Below are 22257 nucleotides of genomic sequence, written 5' to 3'. Positions count from 1 at the left end.
CGGTACAGCAAAGCTCCCGTTCATGGGCAAACTTAAAATCTCGGTACCGCATGATCGACTGCTCCGATTGGGTGGTCTTGTTCGAACTGCACCTTTCGGGTGCTATTTACGTCCAAACTGGCTTACATGGACAGGGCAAGCGCTGTTGAGGTCGTGCTGGTCGGTGCAGAGGACCCGGAACTGCTCGATCAAGTGATGCGGCTCGGGGATCAGTACCGTGACCGGCTGGGGCATCTTCCATGGTCGGCTTACGATGAAGCTGCCGAACAAGGCCGGATCCTCGCGGCTTGCCCGCCCGGTGAGAGAAAGGTGCTTGGTTATGCGCTGTTCCGATTGCCGCGCGACGAAGTCGTTCTCACCCATCTGTGCGTAGGCTCCGACGAACGTGGGGCTGGTATCGCAAAGATGCTGGTCGATGAGATCAGCGAGCGATACAAGGATCGTATTGGTATACGGGCCAAGTGTCGTGACGACTACGGCCTGGCCGGAACATGGCGTGCCCTCGGGTTCATGGACCGAGCTGCCAAAGCCGTCGGACGCGGGGCAGACAAAGCGCCCATGACCGTCTGGTGGCGCGACCATGGCCACCCAGATTTGTTCACCGTGTACGAACAGCCTGCTCCTGTTCGCGCTGTCGTCGACCTCGATGTGCTTCGGATTCTGCTGGATCCTTCATCTCACGAATTCCGATATCTCTTGGCGGACGATCTAGCGGAGCGAATCGAGTTGATCGTTACCTCCGATATACGTACCGAGATCGAAAAAGAATTCACACGGGAAAAGGTTCTGTTGCTCGATGCGTTCGGTGGATGCCCGGAGCTCGGTGTGAACGCGGACACCTTTTCGAGGCTGGACGATGCGATCCGGAGTGCCCTACTGGAGAAGGGGAATTATCCGAGAACTCGACAAGAAGAGTGGGATCTCGCTCGGGTCGTTCATGCTGCGGGAACCGGTGTCCCTGTATTCTTGACCAGTAATGACAATCTAGTATCGAACCTCAGTTCGGTAGTCGAAGAAATTGCTGGCATGAGGGTAATTCCCCCGGAATACGTATTCAAACATCTGGATGAACTGGCCAACGCAGCGAGCTTTCAGACCGAAAGTCTAGCGGATACGGAGTTCACCACGGCCCGCGCCGGAACAAGGATCGAGTCGGAGGCTGCGGCTATTTCCGCGCTGCTTTCTGGTGAGAGCGAGAGGCGATTTCGGGAGCGTATTCGTTACCATGTGAAGCAAGACCATGATATCGATATCGTTCGTGCTCCCGAGGGTGCTATGCTCGCAGTCTTCGTGGTGCTCGAGAGTCCGGAATTGATCGAAGTACCGTTGCTTCGGGTGAATGATCATTCACTGACCGATACGCTCGCGCGTCACCTGCTATGGAGACTCCGGATACGTGCTCGCGAGCAGGGAGCAATCGCGGTGAAAATCACCGATGAACACCTTTCGCGGCGGCTCGATCAGGCCATGAGCTACGAGTCATTCGTCTCTCGGGAAAACAGCTGGGTTGCCCCTGTTGTCGATGTCTGCGGTACGGCCGTGGAGGTGGAACAAGCAGCGGCGAAGTCGTTCCGGGTCGCTGACATGGGTAAGCCGAATTCCTTGCCTGCGCTCCTGTCTTCGCATGCGGCGAGTCGGCTCGAGCATGCTTGGTGGCCAGCGAAGGTTATCGACAGCGAATTGCCGTGCTTCATAGCTCCGATCAGGACGGACTATTCTGCCGAACTTTTCGGATACCCACCTGTGCTGCCTCCGAGGAACAGTTGGCTGTCCTTGGGACGTGAGCATGTGTACTTCCGCAGTACAAAGAACAATGTGCTCAGGGCTCCAGCACGCATCGTGTGGTATTCCAGTGGTGATCAGACTGGTGCCAGGCACTTCTTCGCGACCTCGCGGCTCGAAGAGCTCGTCATCGATACCCCGGATCGGTTGCATGACAAGTTCTCCTACTACGGTGTCTTCAACCGCGTGCAAGTCGTCGAAGCCGCGCGGGGGAACCCTAAAGCCCTGGCCATGCGATTCGCGGACACGGAACTGTTCGATCATCCTGTGCCGCTGCGTCAGTACAAGCGGTTGGCCAAACAGTATCCCGGAGCTCCGGAAAACTTCCGCTCCGCGCGGGCTATCGACGCGGAAATGTACGCGGCGTTGTATAAAGCTGGGTTCGCCACTTGAGGGATGACGCACAACGTCTCTCGAACTAAAGTTCGAAGCGTGAATAGGTCTAGCGACTCTCCCCAAGACGCTCTGTCACATCGACGAAGCGGTAGGCTCACGCGTCGTGAGGGATCCGAAGTGACCGATGAGTTGACGCGCGAGGAGCAGGCACAGCCGCTGTTGATGTCATTGCGGCCCCGATTCGCCCACGCCATCCTGGATGGCTCGAAGACAGTGGAGCTCCGGCGGACGCGGGTTTCGGCGCTGCCCGGCGCGAAAATCATCATCTATGCCAGCGCGCCTGTCATGTCCGTAGTAGGGACAGCCACGCTGAAATCGGTGGATGCCGACGAGCCGAATCGGCTTTGGCGCAGACACGGTAATCAGGTCGGAATCACCCGTGCCGAGTTTGACTCTTACCTGGTGGGAAGCAGGATCGGCTGTGCCTTGACGGTGGCGAACCCACAGGAACTGGCGGATCCATACGAGCTGGGTTGGTTGCGCGACCATGCCGGTTTCCGCCCTCCGCAAAGTTACCGCTTTCTCGCTCAGTCGGATCCGGAACCGCTCCACGCACTCGTGAAGAATCGCTGATACCAGGTACGAGATCCACGTCGTGGAGTGATACTGGCCAGCGATCTTGGCGCGAGAAGTGCGTTTGCACGGGTGCCGTGCGTGTTGTGAGCGGCTTTTCAGCAGGCGACAGCTCTCAGCTCGGGTCTCAACCAGTCCACGTCGTACGACATGCTTCCGTTCTTATTCCGGGCATTCGCTTGATCCGCACAGCGTGGGATGAACCCCATACCGGTTGATCCCGTCCGAGCAGCCCAACGCAACCGGGTTCCCCCCCCCCCCCCCCCCCCACCACCTTGAACTCCCGGCACACATCTCCGCCGGATCACGGTCTCCTACACTCGTGGGCCGTGACCTGTCACCTCGTGCCCGGCTGAGCGTTCCGGCTCGCCACTGGGGGTTTCGCATGGCGGAGAACTCGCTCGCGGCTGCGGCGAGCGACGTCGCCGCGTCCGCGCACGTCGCCTGCGCTCGGTTCCGCGGCACCGACCCGCTGCTGGTGGGGCGCACGCGGCGGCAACTCGCGGCCGAGATCGGTTACCCCGACGACTCGGGCCGCATCCCGGCCGCCCGCTGGATGCGTGCCGTCACCTTCGAGCACTTGGTGCGCACGGACCGCTTCGCGAGCGAGCTGGCGACCACCACGGTCGGCAGGCTCGGCCTGAACCGTCCCACCGACATCGTCACGACGGACGCGCACGGCGACGCCGAGAAGACCTCGGGCCTGCTGGCGGACGCGCACGCCCGAGCCGTTTCCGACGGCTCGGTGACGTTGCTGCACTCCCTCGCGCTGCCGTTCGCCGCACCCGTGGACAACCCCGAGGACAGCGCGGCATTCCCGGACAGCCGGACCATGGCGGCCGAATCCGAGGTGGAGTCGGACCTCGCCGTGGTCGCCCCCGAACCGGACGCCGACGGCGGTTCCTGGCTGATCCTCGGCGCCGCCAAGGACTACGAACGGGTGAGATCCCGGATCGAGGACGCCAGACTGCTCAAGGGCTTCCTGCGGGTCGCCCTCGCGGCGGAGTCGGCCCGCTCCGCTTCGTCCCTGCCCACCGGCATGTCGGTCCACTCGCACGGTGTGCTCGCCGTCCCGCGCAACGCCTTCCTGCAGCCCGAGGCCCTGGTCGAAGCACTCGACGACCACCGCGCCGAGGTGCGGATGCGGCTGGCGGAGCGGCAGCGCGAGTTCGAGCGGTCGGCCCCCGAGGAAACCGCGAACCTCGCGGACTACGTCGCGCACCTGCGGGCGACGTTCGATCCCGCCTCCTGCACCACCTGCACCCTGTTCTCCTACTGCCGCGAGGAGCTCCGCACCTCCGACGATCCGACCGACCTGCTGATCGAGCTGGGGATACCGCCCGATACGCGACCCCAACTCGTCGGCCTGGTGGACGGCACGAACGGGACCGGCGACGCGCCCGCCTCGGTGGTCGCCAACGTCTCCGCGACGCTGGACGGGGTCGCGCGCCGCACCGGCCAGCGGCGCGTCGACCAGGCGGGCCGCCCGGGCACCATCGACCTCGTGCTGGCCAAATCGGACTCCGCTGTGCTGGGCATGCACGGGATCGCGCTGCGGCGCGTCACCACCCGCGGCCCCGAGCCCTGGCGGACCACCGTGTTCGACGACCCGCAGTCCGCGTGGACCCGGCGCGAGGTGATGCACCTGCTGGGCCGGGAACTGTCCGAGGCGATGGCCGAGCAGCGCCGCCTCGACGAGGAGAACCCCGGCCCGGTTCACCTCGTCGTGCCGGACCAGCCGACGGCCGACGTGCTCGTCTCGATCGCCGACAACCTGGCGGGTATCGAGCTCAGCGGGCTGCGCTGGCGACGCGACGAGCTGATGGGCCGCACTCCGCTGACCTTCGACGGCGAGCCCGCCGAGATCCCGTACTCGTTGCCGGAGACGGCGCGTACGGCGGTGTCCTTCCTGCTGGAGGAGGACCGCGCCAGGGCGCTCACCCTCCGGTCCCCGATCATCGAGCTGCGGGAGTCACTGGCGCGGCACGTGGTGGCGGGCGGGCCACCGGTCGCCTCCTACCGGCTGGACTACCTGGTGCGCTGGGCCGAAACCGCGACCGAGGGGGCGGTGAAGCCGCGCGAGCTGGAGGACGAGATCGAAGCCGCGCCGCACACCCCGGGCGCCCGGCTGACGAGTGGGAGTTCGGACGCCATCCACGAGGCGCTGACCCGAGTGGATGCCGAGCGGGCCGATCCGGGGCAGCCCGGTTCGGGGCGGTTCGGCCCGGAACAGTCCGGTACGGGGCGGCCGGACTCGGCGGCGAGCGAGTACACCGCGCTGGTGACCGAGGAGCTCGACTACAAGCGCGGCATGATCGACCGCGCCCTGGCCGTGCTGCACACCGTTCCCGATTCGCGGCTGCGCCGGGTGCACCGCGAGATCGAGGCCGACGCCCAGGCGGTCTGGCGGCGACGGCTCTCGTTGCGCGCCTCCGACCTGGTCCGGTTCGGACGTACGCACCGTGTCTGGCGCAACGCGCTCGTGGACGTCATCGAGAGCGACGGCAGGTGCCGGAGTCAGCTCCTGGCGCTGTCGAACCCGCAGTTCGCCGAGGAGCTGGCCACCGACGTCGGCACGCGCGAGGTGGCGGTCGCCACGGTGGTCTCGGTCCGGCCGCTGGTGCTCGACGTGGCTTCCCGCAGGATCCGCGCCGGGAGCAGGATCGTGCTGCTGCACGTCAACGGCGAATCCTGCGTGGAACATCCGGACGTCGAACTCACGGTCCAGAAGAGCAACTTCAAGTTCGCGGGGTTGTCGATCGGCCCGTTGGCCGATGTGGATGACCCCGAAACGCCCCGCCGGTTCGCGTGGGAACCGGAGAACGCCCCAGGACTGGCCGCCAGCGACCGACTGCTCGTCGCCGATTTCGCGTGGTTCTCGACGAACAAGGGAAACGCGTTCCTCAGTGTCGCCAGACCCCGGGTGGACAACCTCGCGGCGCCGGAGCCGACGTGCGAGGCGGGCTCCTACGCCGAGGACCCCGAGACGCACGAGCGCTGCTGCCGTCCGCACGAGGACGTCGAGGCCGAGCGTTCCGACCAGCTCGCCGAGCGCCGCGCTCGTGGCGAGCTCAACCCGGAGGTATGGCCGCCGATCGTGGACTCCGACGCGTTCGAGGTGGCCCCGTCCGGCGCGCCGGTCGGGGACGCCACCACACGGCCGGTGTTGGCTCCCCCGGACGGCGTGACCCTCGACGAGCTGGAGTGACCACGTGCGAGCTGGAGTGACGAGGTGACCGTCGAGTTCCGCCAACCGGAGGACAGCGCTGCCGATCGTGTGCACCACGACCGGGCCGCGGCGGGTAACGCCGCCGTGGCGGACGAGGCGCTCCGGGTGCTGCGCGACGCGTTGTCCGGCACCGCCCCACTGGATCGGCTGCTGCTCAAGGCCGCGGCGGGTGCGGGCAAGTCCTTCATCCTGCGGAAGCTGGTGGCCGATGCCGTCGAGCGGTCCGAATGCGATCGCGTGGTCCTCACCGCCTTCACGAACAAGCAGATCCACCCGCTCGCGGCCTCGTTGGGGCGGATTCTCGGGGCGGACCGGGTTTGTCTGTTCGTCGGCAAGGACCGGTACCAGGAGGTTCCCGAGGAGGCGAGTTCCCACTCGACCGTGGTCAGCAAGGCTTCGGACATCCCGTCCGAGTGTGAGGTGGTGATCTCGACCGCGCACCGGCTCGGCACGCCCCGGGAGCTGGACCGGCTGGCCGAACACCTCGGTCCCGGGCACAACGGCGAGACCGTGTTCGACGTGCTGTTCGTCGACGAGGCCTGGCAGCTGCCGCACCACCGGTTCGACAGGGTGGCGAAGGCGGCCCCGATCACGGTCGGGGTCGGTGACGTGGGGCAGCTCCCGCCGCTGGAGGTGGGCGCGAATCCGTGGCGGGGCGACCCGGGGTTCAACCCGTACCGCGCCTGGCCCACCGACTACGAGGCTGACGAACGCACCTGGTCCGTCGAACTACCGGCGGTATGGCGCCCCGCTGCCGGTCACCTCGAACTGTGGCGGGCGTTCTACCCCGAGTGGGCGGAGCTCGACTGCGTGGCCGCGCCGGGGGACAGGGCGCTGGTCGCCGAGAAGCTCTCCGGCGAGTCGGCCGCGATCTGGCGGCAGGTCGGTACCGGCGTGCCGACGCTGCTCGAAGTCGAGGGGTTGCCCGAGCCGGAGGCGGCCGATGTGGACCCGCCGCTGCTGGCGACCGTCGAGTCGCTGCTCGACGAGCTGTTCGCCGCCGGTTTCGCGCTCGAACACGCCGAGTACGACGGCGAGGGGGCTCCGACTGGGAACACGCTCACGGCACGTCCGGGTGAGGACTCCGGTGACCCGCTGGTCGCGATCCTGGCTACGCGCAACCAGGCGGTGGACGACGCCACCGATGTCGCCGAGCGGCTGCGGAAGAAGTACTCGCTGCGAGAGAGCGAGGTCGTGGCCTCGACGGTCGACTCGTGGCAGGGGCAGACCAACCGCCTCACGGTCGCGATTCACCCGTTGAGCGGGGCCTCGCGCCTGGACGAGTTCAACTCGGCCTTCGGCAGGCTGGCCGTGACCTGCACTCGTGCCACGCACGGGCTGCTGATGCTCACCCGGCCCGGGATCGACGGACTGCTCGGCGAGGCCCCGGTCCGGCCCGGAACCCCGTTCGGGGAGCCGGGCAACCGGCACCTGCCGCGCCAGACCCACCAGCGCATCCTCGGCACGTTCGCGCGCGGCACGCTCACCACGGGCTCCGACCAGGAGTGATGAGGTGTCGCTCCGGTGCTCCCGGCCGCGCTCGGTCGCTGTTCGCAAGTGACACCAACCGGAGCGACACGAACAGGTGAGTAAGCGGCACTCGGCCAATCGGCGGACCTGTTCATCCCGAACGCCGGATCGCGAGATCCCTCGCACTTGTGATTGAGGAGGATTGCGTGTTCGGTAAGAGTTATCTGGCCGGAATGATCAATCGTTCTTCCGAAACCGATTCGGATCGTCGTCATTTCCTGCGGACCGCCGGGCTGGGAGGGCTCGGTGTCGCCGGTGCAGCAGCCGCTTCCTCGGCCGGGCTGGGAACCGCCGGTGCGGCCGAGACCGCTTCGCGGGGACCGGGCGACGGTGCCGTGCTCAACTTCGCCCTGAACCTGGAGTACCTCGAAGGACAGTTCTACTCCTACGCCGTCCACGGTGTGGGGCTGCCCGAGGAACTGACCACTGGCAAGGGCGACCGGGGAACGGTGACCGGCGGTCATGCCGTGCCGTTCGAGAGCAGCAAGGCGCGGCAGTACGCCACGGAGATCGCCGCCGACGAGCGGGCCCACATCGAGTTCCTGCGCTCGGCGTTGGGCTCGGCCAAGGTCGCCCAGCCGCGGATCAACCTGCGCGAGAGCTTCACGGCCGCCGCTCGGGCGGCGGGGCTGATCGGCGAGGGGCAGGAGTTCGACCCGTTCGCCAACGAGGACAACTTCCTGCTCGCCGCCTACCTGTTCGAGGACGTCGGGGTGACCGCCTACAAGGGGCCTCCCCGTTGGTCGACAACAAGACCTACCTGGAAGCGGCGGCGGGCATCCTGGCGGCCGAGGCCTACCACGCGGCCAACATCCGCACCGTGCTGTACGACAAGGAACCGGGGTTGCTGGACAGCCTGCTCGGCGGTGCCCGTGACCTGAAGGAGGCGGCGGGCATGCTCTCCGACGCCCGGGACAGCCTCGACGGGTCGGACGACCTCGATCAGGGGATCGTCGACGGCAGGGGGCGCGCCAACATCGTGCCCACCGACGCGACGGGCAAGGCTTTCAGCCGCACCGCCGGTCAGGTTCTCAACATCGTCTACCTGACTCCCGAGCGGGCCACCTCCGGTGGCTTCTTCCCGAGCGGTGTCAACGGTTCGATCAACACCAGCGCCGACAACACCTGATCGGAGCGGTGTCCGTCCGATAATGCGGTTGTCCCCGGCAGCTCGGGGACGAGCACCGAGTATGAGCACGCACACCGGCGATCGCGTTTCCCGCTCGCGCGGCACTCCGTCGCCGGAGATTTGGTTGATCGGGCGAACGCCCTAGGGCGGATGCCGGTCGGACGGCGGATCGGCGGGGTGTACTCCCGGTACTTCCCGCCGATTCCGCCGGTGTGCTCGGAGAATCCTTCGCCGGTTCGGTTCGCGACCACATGAGTCTCCCGTGATCTGGCGGGTGAAAACTGATCGGAGCTCGCATGTCCAACGACCATTCCCACATAGACCGGGAGTTCGCACCCGACGGTGGGCACGAATTCCTGCTCGAACTGCGGCGTCACTACGACCGCTGGCGATCCGGGAGCCGTGCGCTGCCGCCCGCTCAGCGGGCCGAACACACCCGAGCGCTGGCACACGCCGTCGACCGCTTCCTCGACGAGGCGCACCGCAACGACGAACTTCCCGACGTCATCCGGTGCGCGCTGCGGTCGTGGCGCGACCAGCTGCACGAGCAAGCCACCAGGCTCTCCCGGGCACACGTCACCGGGCCACCACCCTGCCGGTGAGGTGGTGGGAGTGGGCGTAAGACGGCAGTGCCGGACTGTCGGTTTTGTCGGTCGGGCTGTTCATGGTCTGGCCACCTCGTTCGTCGTCCCGGACGAACCGCGGAGCGAACACGGACGTTGCTGTGAAGAAGCGAACTCGCGGTGCCACGCCTGCCCACATTGAATCAGGCATGAGCTCGAAAATCGGAGAAGATGCAGGCCCGAATCGTTCGATGGTCGGAGTGACCTGTCATCCGTTCGAGCTCGAAATCGTCCACGAGCCACCACCGTGTCAACGAGCGGTTCGAAGATGTCAAGGCCCCAACCCTTCGTCATGTAAGGGGACGATGCATCATTGATCGTGCCGTTTTCATCCCTCTACGGGTACGGTTCGGACTTCCTCCAACACGCCCTCGAGTAGCCCGCACACATCGTTGCCGCCGAGGACGAGCCTGCGGTCGAGCAGACGGTTGCCAGTCTCGCAGGAGGTCTCGCTGATGAGAGAGCAGCCATGACATGCAGCGAGATTCAACTGTGATGCTCCTTGACTGTCGCTCTCTATGCAGACCGGGTCGTTCGAGCAGAAGTCCGCATCCTCCAGCGCCGACACAAGCAGAGAGATCAGGTTCCTGGGCTCGCCGAGCCGAACCAGGCCGCCCAACGTGCCCTGCGCGTCGCCTGCAGCGGTGTAAATGAGGATGCCAGCAGTCCTGTCCGTCCTGTCAGGGTTGGCATAGATGCGTTCTTGCAGGGCAGCCGATGCATACCCGCTCTCGAAGGCGAGCCGCCGGATGAGCAGGTGCGACAGCGTGTGCAGAGCGATGTAGCGCGGCTCAGGGGTGTCGAGCCGCTTCGACGCCCAGTCCAGATTCGCGCGCTCTCGTTTGAGAATGCTTGCTCGATTCTGAACATCGAACAAGGCTTCCCATTTCGCCATCTCCGTCTCGTCGAAGCGGAGGAAGATACCTTCGCCGAACATTTCGACGGCCGGGTAGGTAGGGCAGCGATGCTGGTTGGGGCCGAGATCCGTCCGGACCAACGCCGCTTCGGCGTCGTACCGGCGGAACCCACGAAGCGCACGCACCTCGCGAACACGTTGCACTTGTCCTATCCCTCTAACCTTTTCCAGCAGGCTTTTCGGACCGTGGGCTTCGTCGAGACTTCTTCCGTCGACGACGAAGTCACCTGCACGGGAGTCTCGTCCACCCTGTGTTTTCTTGACAAAAGCCGCCCACTCGCCGTCCTTGAGGTCGAGCAGCATGTCGTCGCTCGACGATTGTTCACCTTCAGCTACCGCTCGGACGACCTCGGTGGTTGTCTCCAGTTCTTCGGCAATCCACCCGGCCACCATCTCGGACTGCGGGCCACCGTTGTCGGAGACCATCCTGCCGAAGAAGGGGTGCCCCCGAACCCTGTCTACCAACTCTGCCGATTGTGGGCGCTCTTCGGGAATATCGAGTGCCGATATCCGCTCCGCCATGTAGTTGCCCGTCGCGCCTCGCTGCACGGCAGCGAGTGGGTGAGGACACGGATTCTGTTCCGAATGATGCTCGGGTTCCCAGGGCTGTCTGCCGACGCAACGGATACCGTCTCGTTGGAGCGCTCCTTTACCGACCAGCTCGGAGAGTGAACGCGAGTTCCCGCAGCCGTGGCATTTCACGACGAGGGAATCGAGTCCCTCACCGTGCGATCCAACTTTTCGGAAGCGGATTTCATTGTATTTTCGGCAGAGACGAACTTCTTCGCTCAACTCGGCTCCACGGCCGCGGTGCATCCATTTGAACCAAGGGATGTCCTGGATGTGACTGCCCTTCTTGCAGACCGCCACGAATCTCATCGGGACGAGTAGCCCATTACACTCACACCGGTTATCCCACTTTCCCTTTTTACGTCCAGTCAGTTTCGAGAGCCTGTCACAGCGTTCGCAGAAACGCCACTCAGGGAAGCGCCAGTACGGAAGCGCCGGCGTTTCCTTGCCTGCCCAGCCCGAATGTGTGGGCGGTTGCCGAAGCACTCCTGCTCCGAGTCTGGCCATGAGTCGATCGCAGCTGATCTCCGGTGCGAACTTGGCATCCCACCATGACGTGTCGGAAGCCATGAGTGACTCTCCTCTGATATCGGTGATCGCACCGACGCCGAAAGGTGTGATCGTCTCTGAAAGCCGTAGGTCGTGCCTGATCTTTTCCATGAAGCTCCTCCTACTGCGGTTCCTGGACCTCGACGGCGACGTTCGGTTCGACGGATCTCATCGAGTCTCCGACCAGCCACCCCTCTCCTGGTTCACCGAATCGCTTGAGTAACGCACCGGCCTCGGACTTCGACCGACGCTCGTAGTGCAGCTCCGTACGGTCTTCCCGAGCTTGGGAAGCACGGCGGTCCCAGTCGCGAAGTAGACTCCAGATTGCGTCTTCCGTCTCCTGCAGTTCGAACGGCTCTGATCGTGAGATGTGGAAGAGGAATTTCTCGACCAGTCCTTCCACGGCATTTCTGGCCCGTGGATCGTCGAGATCGAATTTGACGGCAGTGTCGTTGTCAGCCAGTGGCGGAAGGGACTGTCGCAACAGTGCGACTAGTGCGCCGGCCAGGGACCTGTCCCGAGAGGCCAACGACCAAGGAGTTAAGCTTGTCGGCTCCACGCTCCTGTAGAGAGCTTCGTGGTAACCGCGGAATGTTTCGAAGTGGGAACGGTCGCGAGCTCTGCTCGACCGGAACAACGTGACCACGATGCCACGCGTATCTCCACGACCGACTCGACTGGTGGCCTGAATGTACTCGGCAGTGGTCTTTGGCTGTCCCACCATGAGCATCAGTGCAAGACGCGGGACGTCGATACCGACGGACAGCATGTTCGACGAGAGCACGACGTCGACGGCTTCCTCGGAATCATCGGCGTTCACACGCAGAGCTCGAAGATCTCTGGGGAGCTCCTCGGCGCCTTTGCGGCTGGTGAGCTCGAGAGGCTTGTCGACCTGTCGAAGCGGGATGTCCAGACGCTCTGACCTGGGTTCCAAACGGCCGTTGACGTCGTCGACCACCAGAGCACTGGAACGGCCCAGTTCACGGAGACTGTTGTGGTACATGACGAGTGTCCAGTAAGCGTCTCGTGAAGGGGACCCCTTACTTTGCATGGCCAGCGAATCCGGTATTTCGAGCATCGGTGTGGTTGCTGAGATCACTGCCGACGGCTGGGAGACCGACTGTGGCATCAGACCTATGTAGAGTCTTCCCTCGCCGTTCTCGACCGGTTTTGAGAAGAATGTCCGGTCATCATCGAGCCCGGAGGATGGATACAGTGCGACCTGCCGTCCGTACAATCCCTGAACCTGTTCTCCAGAGGCTCTGATTGTCGCGGTGGATGCAACGATCTTCGGTGTTGTGCCCGAGCTGCTGAGCAGTACCTGGATCACGGCATCGAACACTGCGACGGTGGTTCCGAGCGGGCCCGACAAGAGATGCAGTTCGTCCTGAATTACCATCGACGGCTGCTTGAAACTCGTACCCAGTCCCAGCAGTTTACCGGCTTCAGGTTTGAATTGCAGCCTGGCGAACTTGTCGACTGTCGCCAGGAGGATCGTCGGTGGCTCTTCGTACAGGACCTCGTCGACGACAGCAAGCGGTAGCTGTTTGCGGAACTCACACTTCGGGTCGACGCAATGCAGAACCACATCGGAGCCTTCACGGCGTAGGCCGTAGTCGGAGCTTCTATCGCTCTTGAGTCTGGGAATCAACGGAGTCAAGCACCAGGGGCAGCTTTCGACCTGGAACTGGTTGGCCTCTTCGGGACGGGCTGCCTTCATGAGGCGGTCCAGAGCAGCGACGGCTTCCTTACGTGTTCCGGGTGCGATCTCGTTACCGACCCACAGCCCTATGGAAAAGGGAGCCATTCCCCTCACCCTCGGGTGGTCTGCACGCATCAGTTCCATGGCGCACACCAGCGCCGCAGCTCGTTGGAACTGCTGCGAGGTCAGAAGGCGCAAGGTGTATCTGGTGAGCACAGCTGTACCGCCGCCTGAAACTCCATGAGCGAGCCGGCGGCGGAAGATCTCGACCGCCGCCAACCCCAGGTATGCCTCTGTCTTTCCTCCACCGGTCGGAAACCAGATGAGATCAACCAGGTCACGGTCGTCGTGCTCGGGGTTCACCGTCGAGGCCAGTGCGATGAGCAGGAAGCCCAATTGGAAGGGCCGCCAATGCGGTTCACTGAGCTGTTCTTCCGGAATCGCCTTGGAACGATCGGCTTGACGCATCTGCAGACGCATGGCCTCCATACCGAGGGCGAACGCGATTCGTATCTGTTCCTGATCCACTGCGTCCAGCAGCTCGACACCTTCGCGCATCCTCGCCACGGCGTCCTCGGACCTCTTGGCGATCCTGATCGCGACTTCGGCGTCACGTCCGAAGTCCTCGGCTCGTGCCATTTGTTCGTCCGCCCACTCGGCGAATGCGTCGACGAAGGCACGGAGTGAGGGAAGAACCTCTGTTCGATTCTCGTCGATCCGTGCAAGGTGTCTTAACTCGAGTGCCCGAGCCTCCGGCGTTCCCTCGTCGAGGCCGGTCGTCTCGACGGCGGGAACGACGAACGCAGGCACAGGATCCAGGAAAGCGCGTACACACCCATCGTCGACCAGCTCCCAGTCGGCAGCCATGCCATGACCGACGGCGTAGACCTTCCTGTTGCGATACCGGACACGCAGCTCAGCAGCTTCCGGATCGGCATCGAACGATCGTGTGGTATCGTATTCGAGAATTCGGGCTCCGTCACAGGGCGCCACAGACAGTCCGACCTGGAACAGCATCAGTGGGATATCCAGGCGCTCGTCCTCTGTTGTTTTTGTGAGTACTCTCACGTGTACTGTAATCAGCTGAGCGTCATTGTAGTCACGCCACCGTGCGCCGATAGCGACCTGAACCTCACCAACCTTGAGCAGTATGGGCTCCTGCTCCTTGAACAGCACCAGGTCATCAGGTGAGTGGGGAATACGCTTCCAACGGGGCGGTCCGTCGTCTCCGATCCTGACGTACGTAGCGCACGAGAAATCGACCTTGATTCTTTCACTGTTCGTGACGAACGAGATCGCGGCCGAGGAGGGACGCCAATTCTCGGCCAACGGTACGTTCACGCCGTCTTCTTCGACATCGCCGTCGACGATATCGGCCTCGATATCCTCGCTCGACTGTCCACGCCCCTCGGGAGGATGGGAGTGATGGTTATCCCTGGGAAACAGCATGCCCACCGCGTACTGCCGGTGTGGTGGATTGTATGTAATCTCTTCCTCTTCCCCCTCTGGTCCGACGTAGGCATCGCGCAGGTGTTTCAATGCCAGTTGCTGTGATTCTGTGAGATTCACTTCCTGACCTGCTTTCGGACGAGTTCCTGGAGTCGCTTCTTGTCGTCGGCGGAGACCAGCACGTGCAGCGTCACTCGTGCGCGGGTGACTACGACATAGAAGGCCGCAGTGCCGTGCTCGTCATACTCCTTTGGAAGGTCGCAGACGACGACATGCTCGGCCTCGAGCCCTTTGGCGTAGCGCGGGCTCGTGACGACGAACTTCGCGTCACCCCGCTCAGGCGGATTGTCGGAACTCGTGCTGATGATCCAGATGTCGTCTCGGCGCGCACCGTTGGACACCAAGTCTCGTGCGGCCTGCTCCGCTGCAGAGACGTCGGCTTCCCCCTCGACGGGGTGCCAATAGACACGTTCCCCGTTGACGATGCCCGGATCGCCGACGTCCGCGCCCAAGTACTCCTGTACGACGTGCACAATCGCCCGGGTGTTCCGGACGTTCTTCTGGAGCTGGAGTTGGGTGGCCTCTGTCTTGACCAGGTCGCAGACCTCCGAGTCGTATTCACCGTCGATGTGTGCCTGGTTGTTGGGGTCGAGGAAAATCCTCCAGCACCCTTGACTCCTACCGCCTCGGATCGCACGGTCCAGCGTGTCCATGCCTTCGGCATTCATGAGGTCTTGGGCCTCGTCGACGAACACCACGTCGTACCGTTTGCCTTCGTGGAGTTCGTCGAACGGCAGCAGGTCGATTTCTCGATCCGCGACCAGCGGTTCGAAGAAGCGAATCAAGGACGGCGAGTGGAAGGTGATGACAACGGACTTGCCACTCGCCGCCTCCTGCTTCGCAGCTTCGGCCAGGACAAGGGACTTACCGGTGCCTGCGCCACCGAACACGAGCATGCGCGGGTTGAGCGCGAGCGCGGCCAGTACCTGCGCCTGATCCTCCGTCGCCCGGTTCTGCTCCTCGATGACTGCGCCACGCTGTGCATCGATGGTCGGCATGCGGGTGAATTCACCGAACAGTCGGGCACGCAACTCGTCCGCACGCGCGATCTTCTGACGGGGAGGGGCACTCCGCGCCTCCGCGGCGACCTCGGTGAATGCTGAAGTCAGGCCGACTATGGTCATCGTCTCCCTGGCCCACCAGTGGTTGCTCTTCCATTCCACGGCAGGCGGAGGCGAGTCGATGTCCGGCGTGACGGCAACCGCCTCACACGCGAACCATCCGAGACCGTCCTCCTGAAGGATGTTGCGCAGCGCGAACATCGCGGTCTGTGCCTGATTGATGGGCGATTCGCGCAGCCTGTGCCAGTCGCTACGGCGGTCGATCGTGTACCAGTTTCCCTCGTATTTACGGATACCACCGCCTTTGACCTCGAGCACGATCACCGCGTCGTCCCACACCACGACGAAATCGGCTTCGGCCTGCTGCTTCGTCGTATGACTACGCAGCTTGACGGAGTGGAACGCGACCGCGTCCTTGGGTCCTTCCACCTGCTGTAGCATTCGTGCCAGCCTGACCTCGGTCGCGTTTGTGCTCGAGGCTTCGATGTCGCGAATGTCGGGTACAAGGATCACGCGTGGTGCTCCTTCCACAGGGCTTCGTACTCGCGGTAGCCGAGGAAGTCGTTCACTGCTCCGAAGTTGTCAGCGACGTCCACGATGAGGCATTCCTCCTTGCCACCGTTCTCGGGACCGCGCAGACCACGCCCCGCCATCTGGATGTATGCGCTCGGGCTGAAGGTCGGCCTGGCGATGTACAGAGCACGGACTCCTGGGGCATCGAATCCTTGAACCAAGAGGTCACAGTTCGCCAAGACCCGGATCTCGTTCTTCTTGAATCGTTCGATGACGTCACGGCGTTCCTGCCGACCCGTCTGTCCGCTGACCGCATCCGATGAAATTCCACGGTAGCGCAGGGTCGCCGCCAGTACCTGTGCCGACAGCACACTCGGTGTGAAGACCAGGATCGACCATTCTGAGGGTTGGGACAGTATGTGGTCGACCAGGATCTCCATACGAGCCTGGTTATGGCCGATGCGATCCAGCAGAGGGCTGTTGGGACGACGCATTAATTCGATCTGTTGTCGTTCTTCCGCGGTGAGGGTGACCTCTATGCCACGAAGGACCTCGTGCCTTACGCGTGCCAGGATTCCCAATTGTTGTAGCTCTCGGTACGGGGTCTCCTCGAACGCGTTGAGCTTATTGTTACCGAACCTGGCGGCCAGTTCCCTCGTCTGTTGTCCGTCTTCGATACTGCCCTTGAACGGAGTTGCGGAGAGACCGACAAGAGGTCGTTTCCAGTTGTGCCCGTCAACGCCGAGCCACTTGAGGATACGGGTGTAGCGGCTCGATCCTCCGGCTCGGTGGGCCTCGTCGATGAAGACGGCGGCAGGCCTGCTCAGCCACTCGTACTCGGGTTCGTCGAGGATCGACTCGATCTTGGCATCGGTCGCGACGACGACGCTCACGTCGGTGTCGGGTTCGTTAACGGTGTTGTTCTCCCACAGCCTTCCGATCGTGAGGGAGCGCTCGTCACCGAGGTGTCGCCAAACCGTGTCGAAGGTCTGGACGGCCTGCTCGCAGAGCTCGGTGGACTGCGCTATCCACAGCACGGTCCCGCTGAGGACCTCGTCCTTGAAGAGCTTGAGTACTGTTTCGATCGCCACACGGGTTTTGCCTGCCCCTGTCGGAAGCTCGACCATGCCCTTCTGGGCGGGTCCTTTGTCCGACTGCTGTGTAAGCACCGCGCGCAGTTTTTCGCTGATGATTTTCTGGTACGAATGCAGCTCGTTGAGCTTGACCGACCCCGGAACAGTGAATTCGTCAGGCTGTGACTCGGCACGTCGACCGGCGTACTTGGTCGCGAACCCCATTTTTCGTAGCCAGTCGATCGTTTGACGCCCGCCTGCCCATTGTGTCGGCACGTCGGTGTAGCCCTCCAGCCGGAACTGCTCCGCGAGCTGTTTGACCGAATCGCTGCCGTACACCGTCAGGAACAGATACGCCACGGATGTCGAGTTATCGACAACCCCCTGTGTTTCCAGTGCCTGCCAGAGCCCTCGAGGCAGGTTCTCCCTGAGAGTGTCTTCTCCGAAGAAGACTTCGAGTCGTTCGGCGTCGTTCGCCGCCGCGCGTGCTTCCTGGCGCTGTTTTTCCCGCTGCAGGTCCAGGGCAACTTGTTCGACGTTGTCGAGTTCGGCATTGGACAAGTGCAGTTCGAGTGCGTCACTGACGATCTCCAGAACCCGATGATCGTCGAGATCTTTCCGCACGGTCAGCGTTGGTCCGTCGAGATGCCACTCTAGTGTCTGGTCTTCCACCCCGTCCTCGGTGGTGACGCGCTTGGCGATGTAGATCGCCCTGGCGATGAAGGTGTTTGTCACTTTCTCGCTCCAGGCGACCCAGGTCTCCTGGAGACCGGGATACAGGTCTACGACGGGCTCCGGGTCCTGTCGTCCTTCGACGATGGTCGAGAACGAGAAGCTGTCCTCGAACCGACGGCAACCGACCTGCGCGACGTAGGTGTCGACGTACTGCGTTTCCACGCGCAGATGTGGCTTCAGCTTCTGACTCAGGACGCGCTGCTGCTCGTCGTTCTTTGCCAGATACACCGTCCCCGGACGACGTCCTTCGACCGCTTGTCCAACGCGTGCGGGAATCTTTGGTGGGAAAGTATCCGGATGAGCCTTCTCGCTGGCCACCAGCACGAACTTCGCGAGGGTCGGATCCTTGATCGTCGTCGGGAGGAGATCCGCTGCCAGCGACTCCTTCAAAACCTCGGCCGGCACCTCGGTGAGCTCACGCGGCAGGTTCAGCGCGTCCTCGATCGTTCTTTGCCCCTGGTAGAGCGGAAGCAGTTTCTGGTACTCCAGCAGTGCGTTTGAGACGACTCGTGAAGGTGGACGAAGTCCTCGGTCGGACGGCACGAGCCCGACCTCGGAAATTGCCCATTGCACCGGTGAGATCACTTGGTGTGTTCGTCCGGTAGCGCTGTCCTCGCAGGTCCATACGGACCTTTCGTCGAGAGCCAAGAGTTTTTGTGTCCAGTCCGCGCGGATCTGCTCGGAAGCTCCGTACTCGTCCATCAACAACAGTGCCGAGAACGGGCCGGCCCCGAGGTACTGGTCGAACTCGATGTTCTCGACCGGACGTTCCCCCGTTCCGCTCCTCTGATCGACTACCGCACGTACGAAGGCGTAGTATCTGTCCGCACAGATCTCGTCCTCCAGTGCATACGAGCTGGTCGGCTGGGTGATGACACCCGCTGACCGGGCGATCTGTGGCTGGCAACGATCATGGTCGAGCAAGTGTCCGTCGATGCCGCTGCTCAGACTTTCGACATCGAGTACGGACTGTGGTGCGGCCCATCCGCCGTCGCGTGTGGGGACCTTGATACGTCCCTCGGTGTCTCGCTCGGCGAGTTGCTTGGCTTTCACGAGGGGGACGCCCATCACGGCCTCCCAGAATCTCTCGTGATCTTCAGGCCCGGAGGCCTGCGACAGCTTCTCGAATCGGGCCTGGAGGATCGCGATCGGGTCCAGATCTCTGAATTGAGCTCTCTCCCGGAGTGTCTTTTCGACGCCTGGAATCGCAAGAAATTCCGGGGTTACGAAGCTCGCACCCTCGATATCGACGTAGTCCACATGTTTGAGGAAGACAGTACTTCTGTCTTCGAGGGACTTGAGGCCGTTGCTGGTCGGGACGACCCTCGCCGTTCGTATACCTTCGATCCTGGGATGGAGCAGTACGAATTCGAGTGCTTTGACGGCAGATTCGTATTCGCCGTCCGCCCATTCGCGCAGCCACGAGAGGATTCCTTTCGTCCGGACTCGCGAGAGTGCTTTCTCTTCGTCGCGTGGCTGAGACCTCATCAGGTCCGGGTCGGCGTTGTAGGCGTAGAGTTGTCGAAGTCGAGCCGCACGGCGGGGCGTAGTGAAGCAACGCCAGTGAGGAACGCGGTCGCTGGTATTCGGGGATTTGATCCATGCCTCGTGATCGTCGCTCTTCACATCGCTTCCGAGGGAAAAGGCGAGAGGGAGCAGGTCATCGGGGTTGGAAAGCGTACCCGTGCCGTCGGGGATCAATGGACTCTGAGCTCCCGTATGAGGGACGTGTGCAAACAGAATCTCGTCCCCGAACGAGAGGAGCTCACGTCCACGCGCGGGCATGTAGTCCAGATGCGCCGCGGGGTCTTCGGATGTCGCCACTCTGGGCAGGAGGTCGACGAACATCTTCGAGAGTGTCACGAGGATCTCGCGGTTGTAGCTGTTCTTGAGTAGCGTTGTGCGATCGTCATTGACGCTCCAGGGAGCGTTGAAGAGTGCTGAAGCGGTGGTTTCGTCCCTGAGCGGGAAGTAGGACCAGAATTGCCCCGTCTGCAGATCCGCATAACGTTCTGGGATCGCAACGGTCACTTTGACCTGGTCGCGTGACACGGCGTCGCCGACCTCACGGCGTGCCGTAGCGCTCGGCGTGTGCATGTGGTTCGCCACGTGCCACACGTGATTGTTACCGTCAGGACGCTCGATGCGGAATTTTCCGTCATTCAGGGAACGTGAGACATGGCACGTCTCGAAGGTTTCCTCCTGCCGTCCCACGATCCGTAGGCGGACTTCCCGAACCGCGTCGACGAAGAGCAGAAACTCCGAACGGAACCCCTTGATCTCCTGCCGGAGGCTGTCGATCCTACCGGCGTTCGGCAGCCTTACGATAGTCGACGCCCACTCCGCCAGCTCTTCGAGTATCGGGTCTTCGGCAAACTCTGCCTCTACGTCCGGGATCTGTGTGATGGTTCTGAGGATGGGCAGTCTTCTGGTTGTGAAGTCGAACTCGGCGAGCGATTCCTTGGCTCTGGTCGAGTTGAACTCGAACGAGATCGACCGACTGAACACCTGCGGTTTGTCCGTCACGGCGAGGACCGACTTGAAGCCCAAGCCGAATCGGCCGATCTCGTCACCTCGTTTGCCACTCAGGTGCGCGTGCGCGAGTGAGGTCAGGCCACTTGCCGAGAAAGGACGCCCCGCGTTCGCGCAGTAAAGAGTCTCCGTGTCGATGTTCAGTACGATCTCGACACTTCCTGCTGAGCCGCTCGTATCTGTCTTGCCGACCATCGCGTCGGCAGCGTTCTGCACGAGTTCGAGGAGTGTCCTGTTGGCATAGCCACCAACGCGGATCGTTTCTTCGTGGTTGGCGTGTTCCGTGATGAGGTTGGGGTTCGCCCGGTAGGCATTGATGGCTTGACCGAACAACTGCTCAAGCTCATCGACCAGGGTGCTGTCGGGCACCCACTCACTCGCCGTCATGCTGAGACCTCCTCGGCAGCTGGGATCGCACCGCTGCCGGACTTGCGCTTACCTGGTTCCTGAAACTCGCCACCAAGATCACCGATGGTGCCACACCACTTGGCAGACTGTGTTGGCAATTATCGAAACGCAATGAATGTTTTTTGCTCTTGCAAGGCTTCCGAACAGGCTTGTGTCTGATCCGAGGTGTATGACAACGGAATGAACACAGTCAGGTGGTTCTGTTCGGTAGATGCAGGTGACGATGATGTTGCGGGGCCGGCCTCGGGAGACAGTGTCCGCTACGGAATCGTCCTTCTGCATGGCTCTGTTCCAGAGGAGCCCGAGCCATTTCTCAACTCGTCGTACGTCCACTGCCCGTAACAAGCGTACTGGTTCGGCTATGTCGATGTCTTTCGTCCGTCGTCGGACGTCTCCGCGGGACACGGGTAACACAGGTCTCCGACTCAGGGACTTCGGAGCGCTCGATCCATGCCCTGCTGATCAGTATGGCGTTGGGAACGAACTCCGATGGGTGTCCTGTCGGACAGTGTTGTTGGGGTACCAGCGGTATGCATGGCACCACGCACGAACCGAAGAGCGGTGAATGGTCGCTCTCGGGAGCGTGGAAGCTCCGGGTGTGCACGTTCGAACACCTGCTCGTTGTTGATGTCACCCACTAGACTAGATCCTCGATCAGCCAAACAGGCGATTGCTCTCGTTGCTTATGCGTTCGGCCTGTTCTGCAAGCTCTCCGATCTTCGTGACGGTCGACCCCAAAGCGGAATAGTCCACATGTTGGACGAACAGCGACCTTTGAACATGCAGTCGACAATGCTTCGAGTAGCTGATCAAAGCTACTGAGCCAGAAAAAACCGCATTGGATCGGCCTCTCCGGTGCAGCTGCTTTGTCGGCTCTTCGAGAGGCGAAGCCGTTTCGAAGAGCCTGCGACTGGTCACTCCCGTGATGCCCCTTTGTCCTCATACGTGTTTCCATCCTTTTCGTCATCGCGTGTGCTCGAGGTGTTACCGGGCAGTTCCGACAGGAGCGCCGCGACCCTGGTCGCGGCCTCGCTCATGTCCTCGTGCTCCCAGAAGCGGAGCACGTTCCATCCCGCCTCGCGCAACCTCTCATCGGTCTCGCGGTCCCGTGCGACGTTGGAGTTCAGCTTGCGTGCCCACCACGAGCTGTTGTTCGCAGGATCGGTGCCGTGCCTCGGGCAGCGGTGCCAGAAGCAACCGTCCACGAAGATCGCCAACCGTGCCCTGGTGAAAGTCACGTCCGCGCGCCTGCGGGGCATGCCCGGCAGTGGCAGGTTCACGCGGTAACGCAGCCCCATGCGGTGCAATGTCCGTCGTAACTGCATCTCGGGCCCGGTGTCCCTGCGCTTCTGCCGCGACATTCGCCTCGAGGTGGATGCAGGAACGTTGCCGGTGCTTGGAGAGTCTCCTCGGTCCTGCTCAACCCC

At 62.7% G+C, this 22257-nt stretch carries 10 protein-coding genes and 1 pseudogene; 6 read left to right on the top strand and 5 right to left on the bottom strand.

Features of this window, described 5'->3' with window-relative positions; genetic code table 11:
* The first annotated feature begins 126 nt into the window (after positions 1-126).
* The 6 genes and pseudogenes from BM150_RS14380 (at position 127) to BM150_RS14355 (ending at position 9241) form a co-directional block, all read left to right on the top strand.
* Positions 127-2175: a GNAT family N-acetyltransferase gene (locus tag BM150_RS14380; protein WP_139219537.1), complete on the top strand. Its 2049-nt coding sequence runs from the start codon at positions 127-129 to the stop codon at positions 2173-2175.
* A gap of 120 nt (positions 2176-2295) precedes the next feature.
* Positions 2296-2751, top strand: a complete 456-nt coding sequence (locus BM150_RS14375) for an ASCH domain-containing protein (RefSeq protein WP_092927753.1) — start codon at positions 2296-2298, stop codon at positions 2749-2751.
* Positions 2752-3136: 385 nt separating this feature from the next.
* Positions 3137-5959 carry a hypothetical protein gene (locus BM150_RS14370; RefSeq protein WP_092927752.1) on the top strand — a complete coding sequence of 941 codons (2823 nt, stop codon included), beginning with the start codon at positions 3137-3139 and terminating at the stop codon, positions 5957-5959.
* A gap of 24 nt (positions 5960-5983) precedes the next feature.
* Complete coding sequence (locus BM150_RS14365) at positions 5984-7489, top strand: AAA family ATPase (RefSeq protein WP_092927751.1); 1506 nt, start codon at positions 5984-5986, stop codon at positions 7487-7489.
* A 167-nt stretch (positions 7490-7656) separates the two neighbouring features.
* Positions 7657-8639: pseudogene (locus BM150_RS14360) on the top strand (ferritin-like domain-containing protein).
* Positions 8640-8935: 296 nt separating this feature from the next.
* Entirely contained in the window at positions 8936-9241 is a 306-nt protein-coding gene (locus BM150_RS14355; RefSeq protein ID WP_092927750.1) for a hypothetical protein, read from the top strand.
* Positions 9242-9590: 349 nt separating this feature from the next.
* On the opposite strand, the gene drmB is transcribed toward BM150_RS14355, so the two are convergent.
* The 5 genes from drmB to BM150_RS14330 form a co-directional block, all read right to left on the bottom strand.
* Positions 9591-11408 carry a DUF1998 domain-containing protein gene (gene drmB / locus BM150_RS14350; RefSeq protein ID WP_092927749.1) on the bottom strand — a complete coding sequence of 606 codons (1818 nt, stop codon included), beginning with the start codon at positions 11406-11408 and terminating at the stop codon, positions 9591-9593.
* Positions 11409-11418: 10 nt separating this feature from the next.
* Positions 11419-14568 (bottom strand): helicase-related protein, encoded by a 3150-nt coding sequence (locus BM150_RS14345; RefSeq protein ID WP_092927748.1) that lies wholly within the window; start codon positions 14566-14568, stop codon positions 11419-11421.
* A complete protein-coding gene (locus tag BM150_RS14340) occupies positions 14565-16082 on the bottom strand; it encodes an NERD domain-containing protein (RefSeq protein WP_092927747.1) in 1518 nt (505 codons plus the stop codon). Before BM150_RS14340 ends, BM150_RS14345 begins: the two co-directional genes overlap by 4 nt.
* Positions 16079-20809, bottom strand: a complete 4731-nt coding sequence (locus BM150_RS14335; protein WP_092927746.1) for a DEAD/DEAH box helicase — start codon at positions 20807-20809, stop codon at positions 16079-16081. The genes BM150_RS14340 and BM150_RS14335 overlap by 4 nt, the downstream gene beginning before the upstream one ends.
* Before the next feature lie 935 nt (positions 20810-21744).
* Complete coding sequence (locus BM150_RS14330; protein WP_092927745.1) at positions 21745-22191, bottom strand: very short patch repair endonuclease; 447 nt, start codon at positions 22189-22191, stop codon at positions 21745-21747.
* Positions 22192-22257 lie beyond the last annotated feature (66 nt).

The sequence above is a fragment of the Actinopolyspora alba genome (assembly GCF_900112765.1).
Taxonomy (GTDB): Bacteria; Actinomycetota; Actinomycetes; order Mycobacteriales; family Pseudonocardiaceae; genus Actinopolyspora; species Actinopolyspora alba.
Note: the sequence above shows the minus strand (reverse complement) of the source record. Positions and strands in the feature narration are given on the sequence as shown.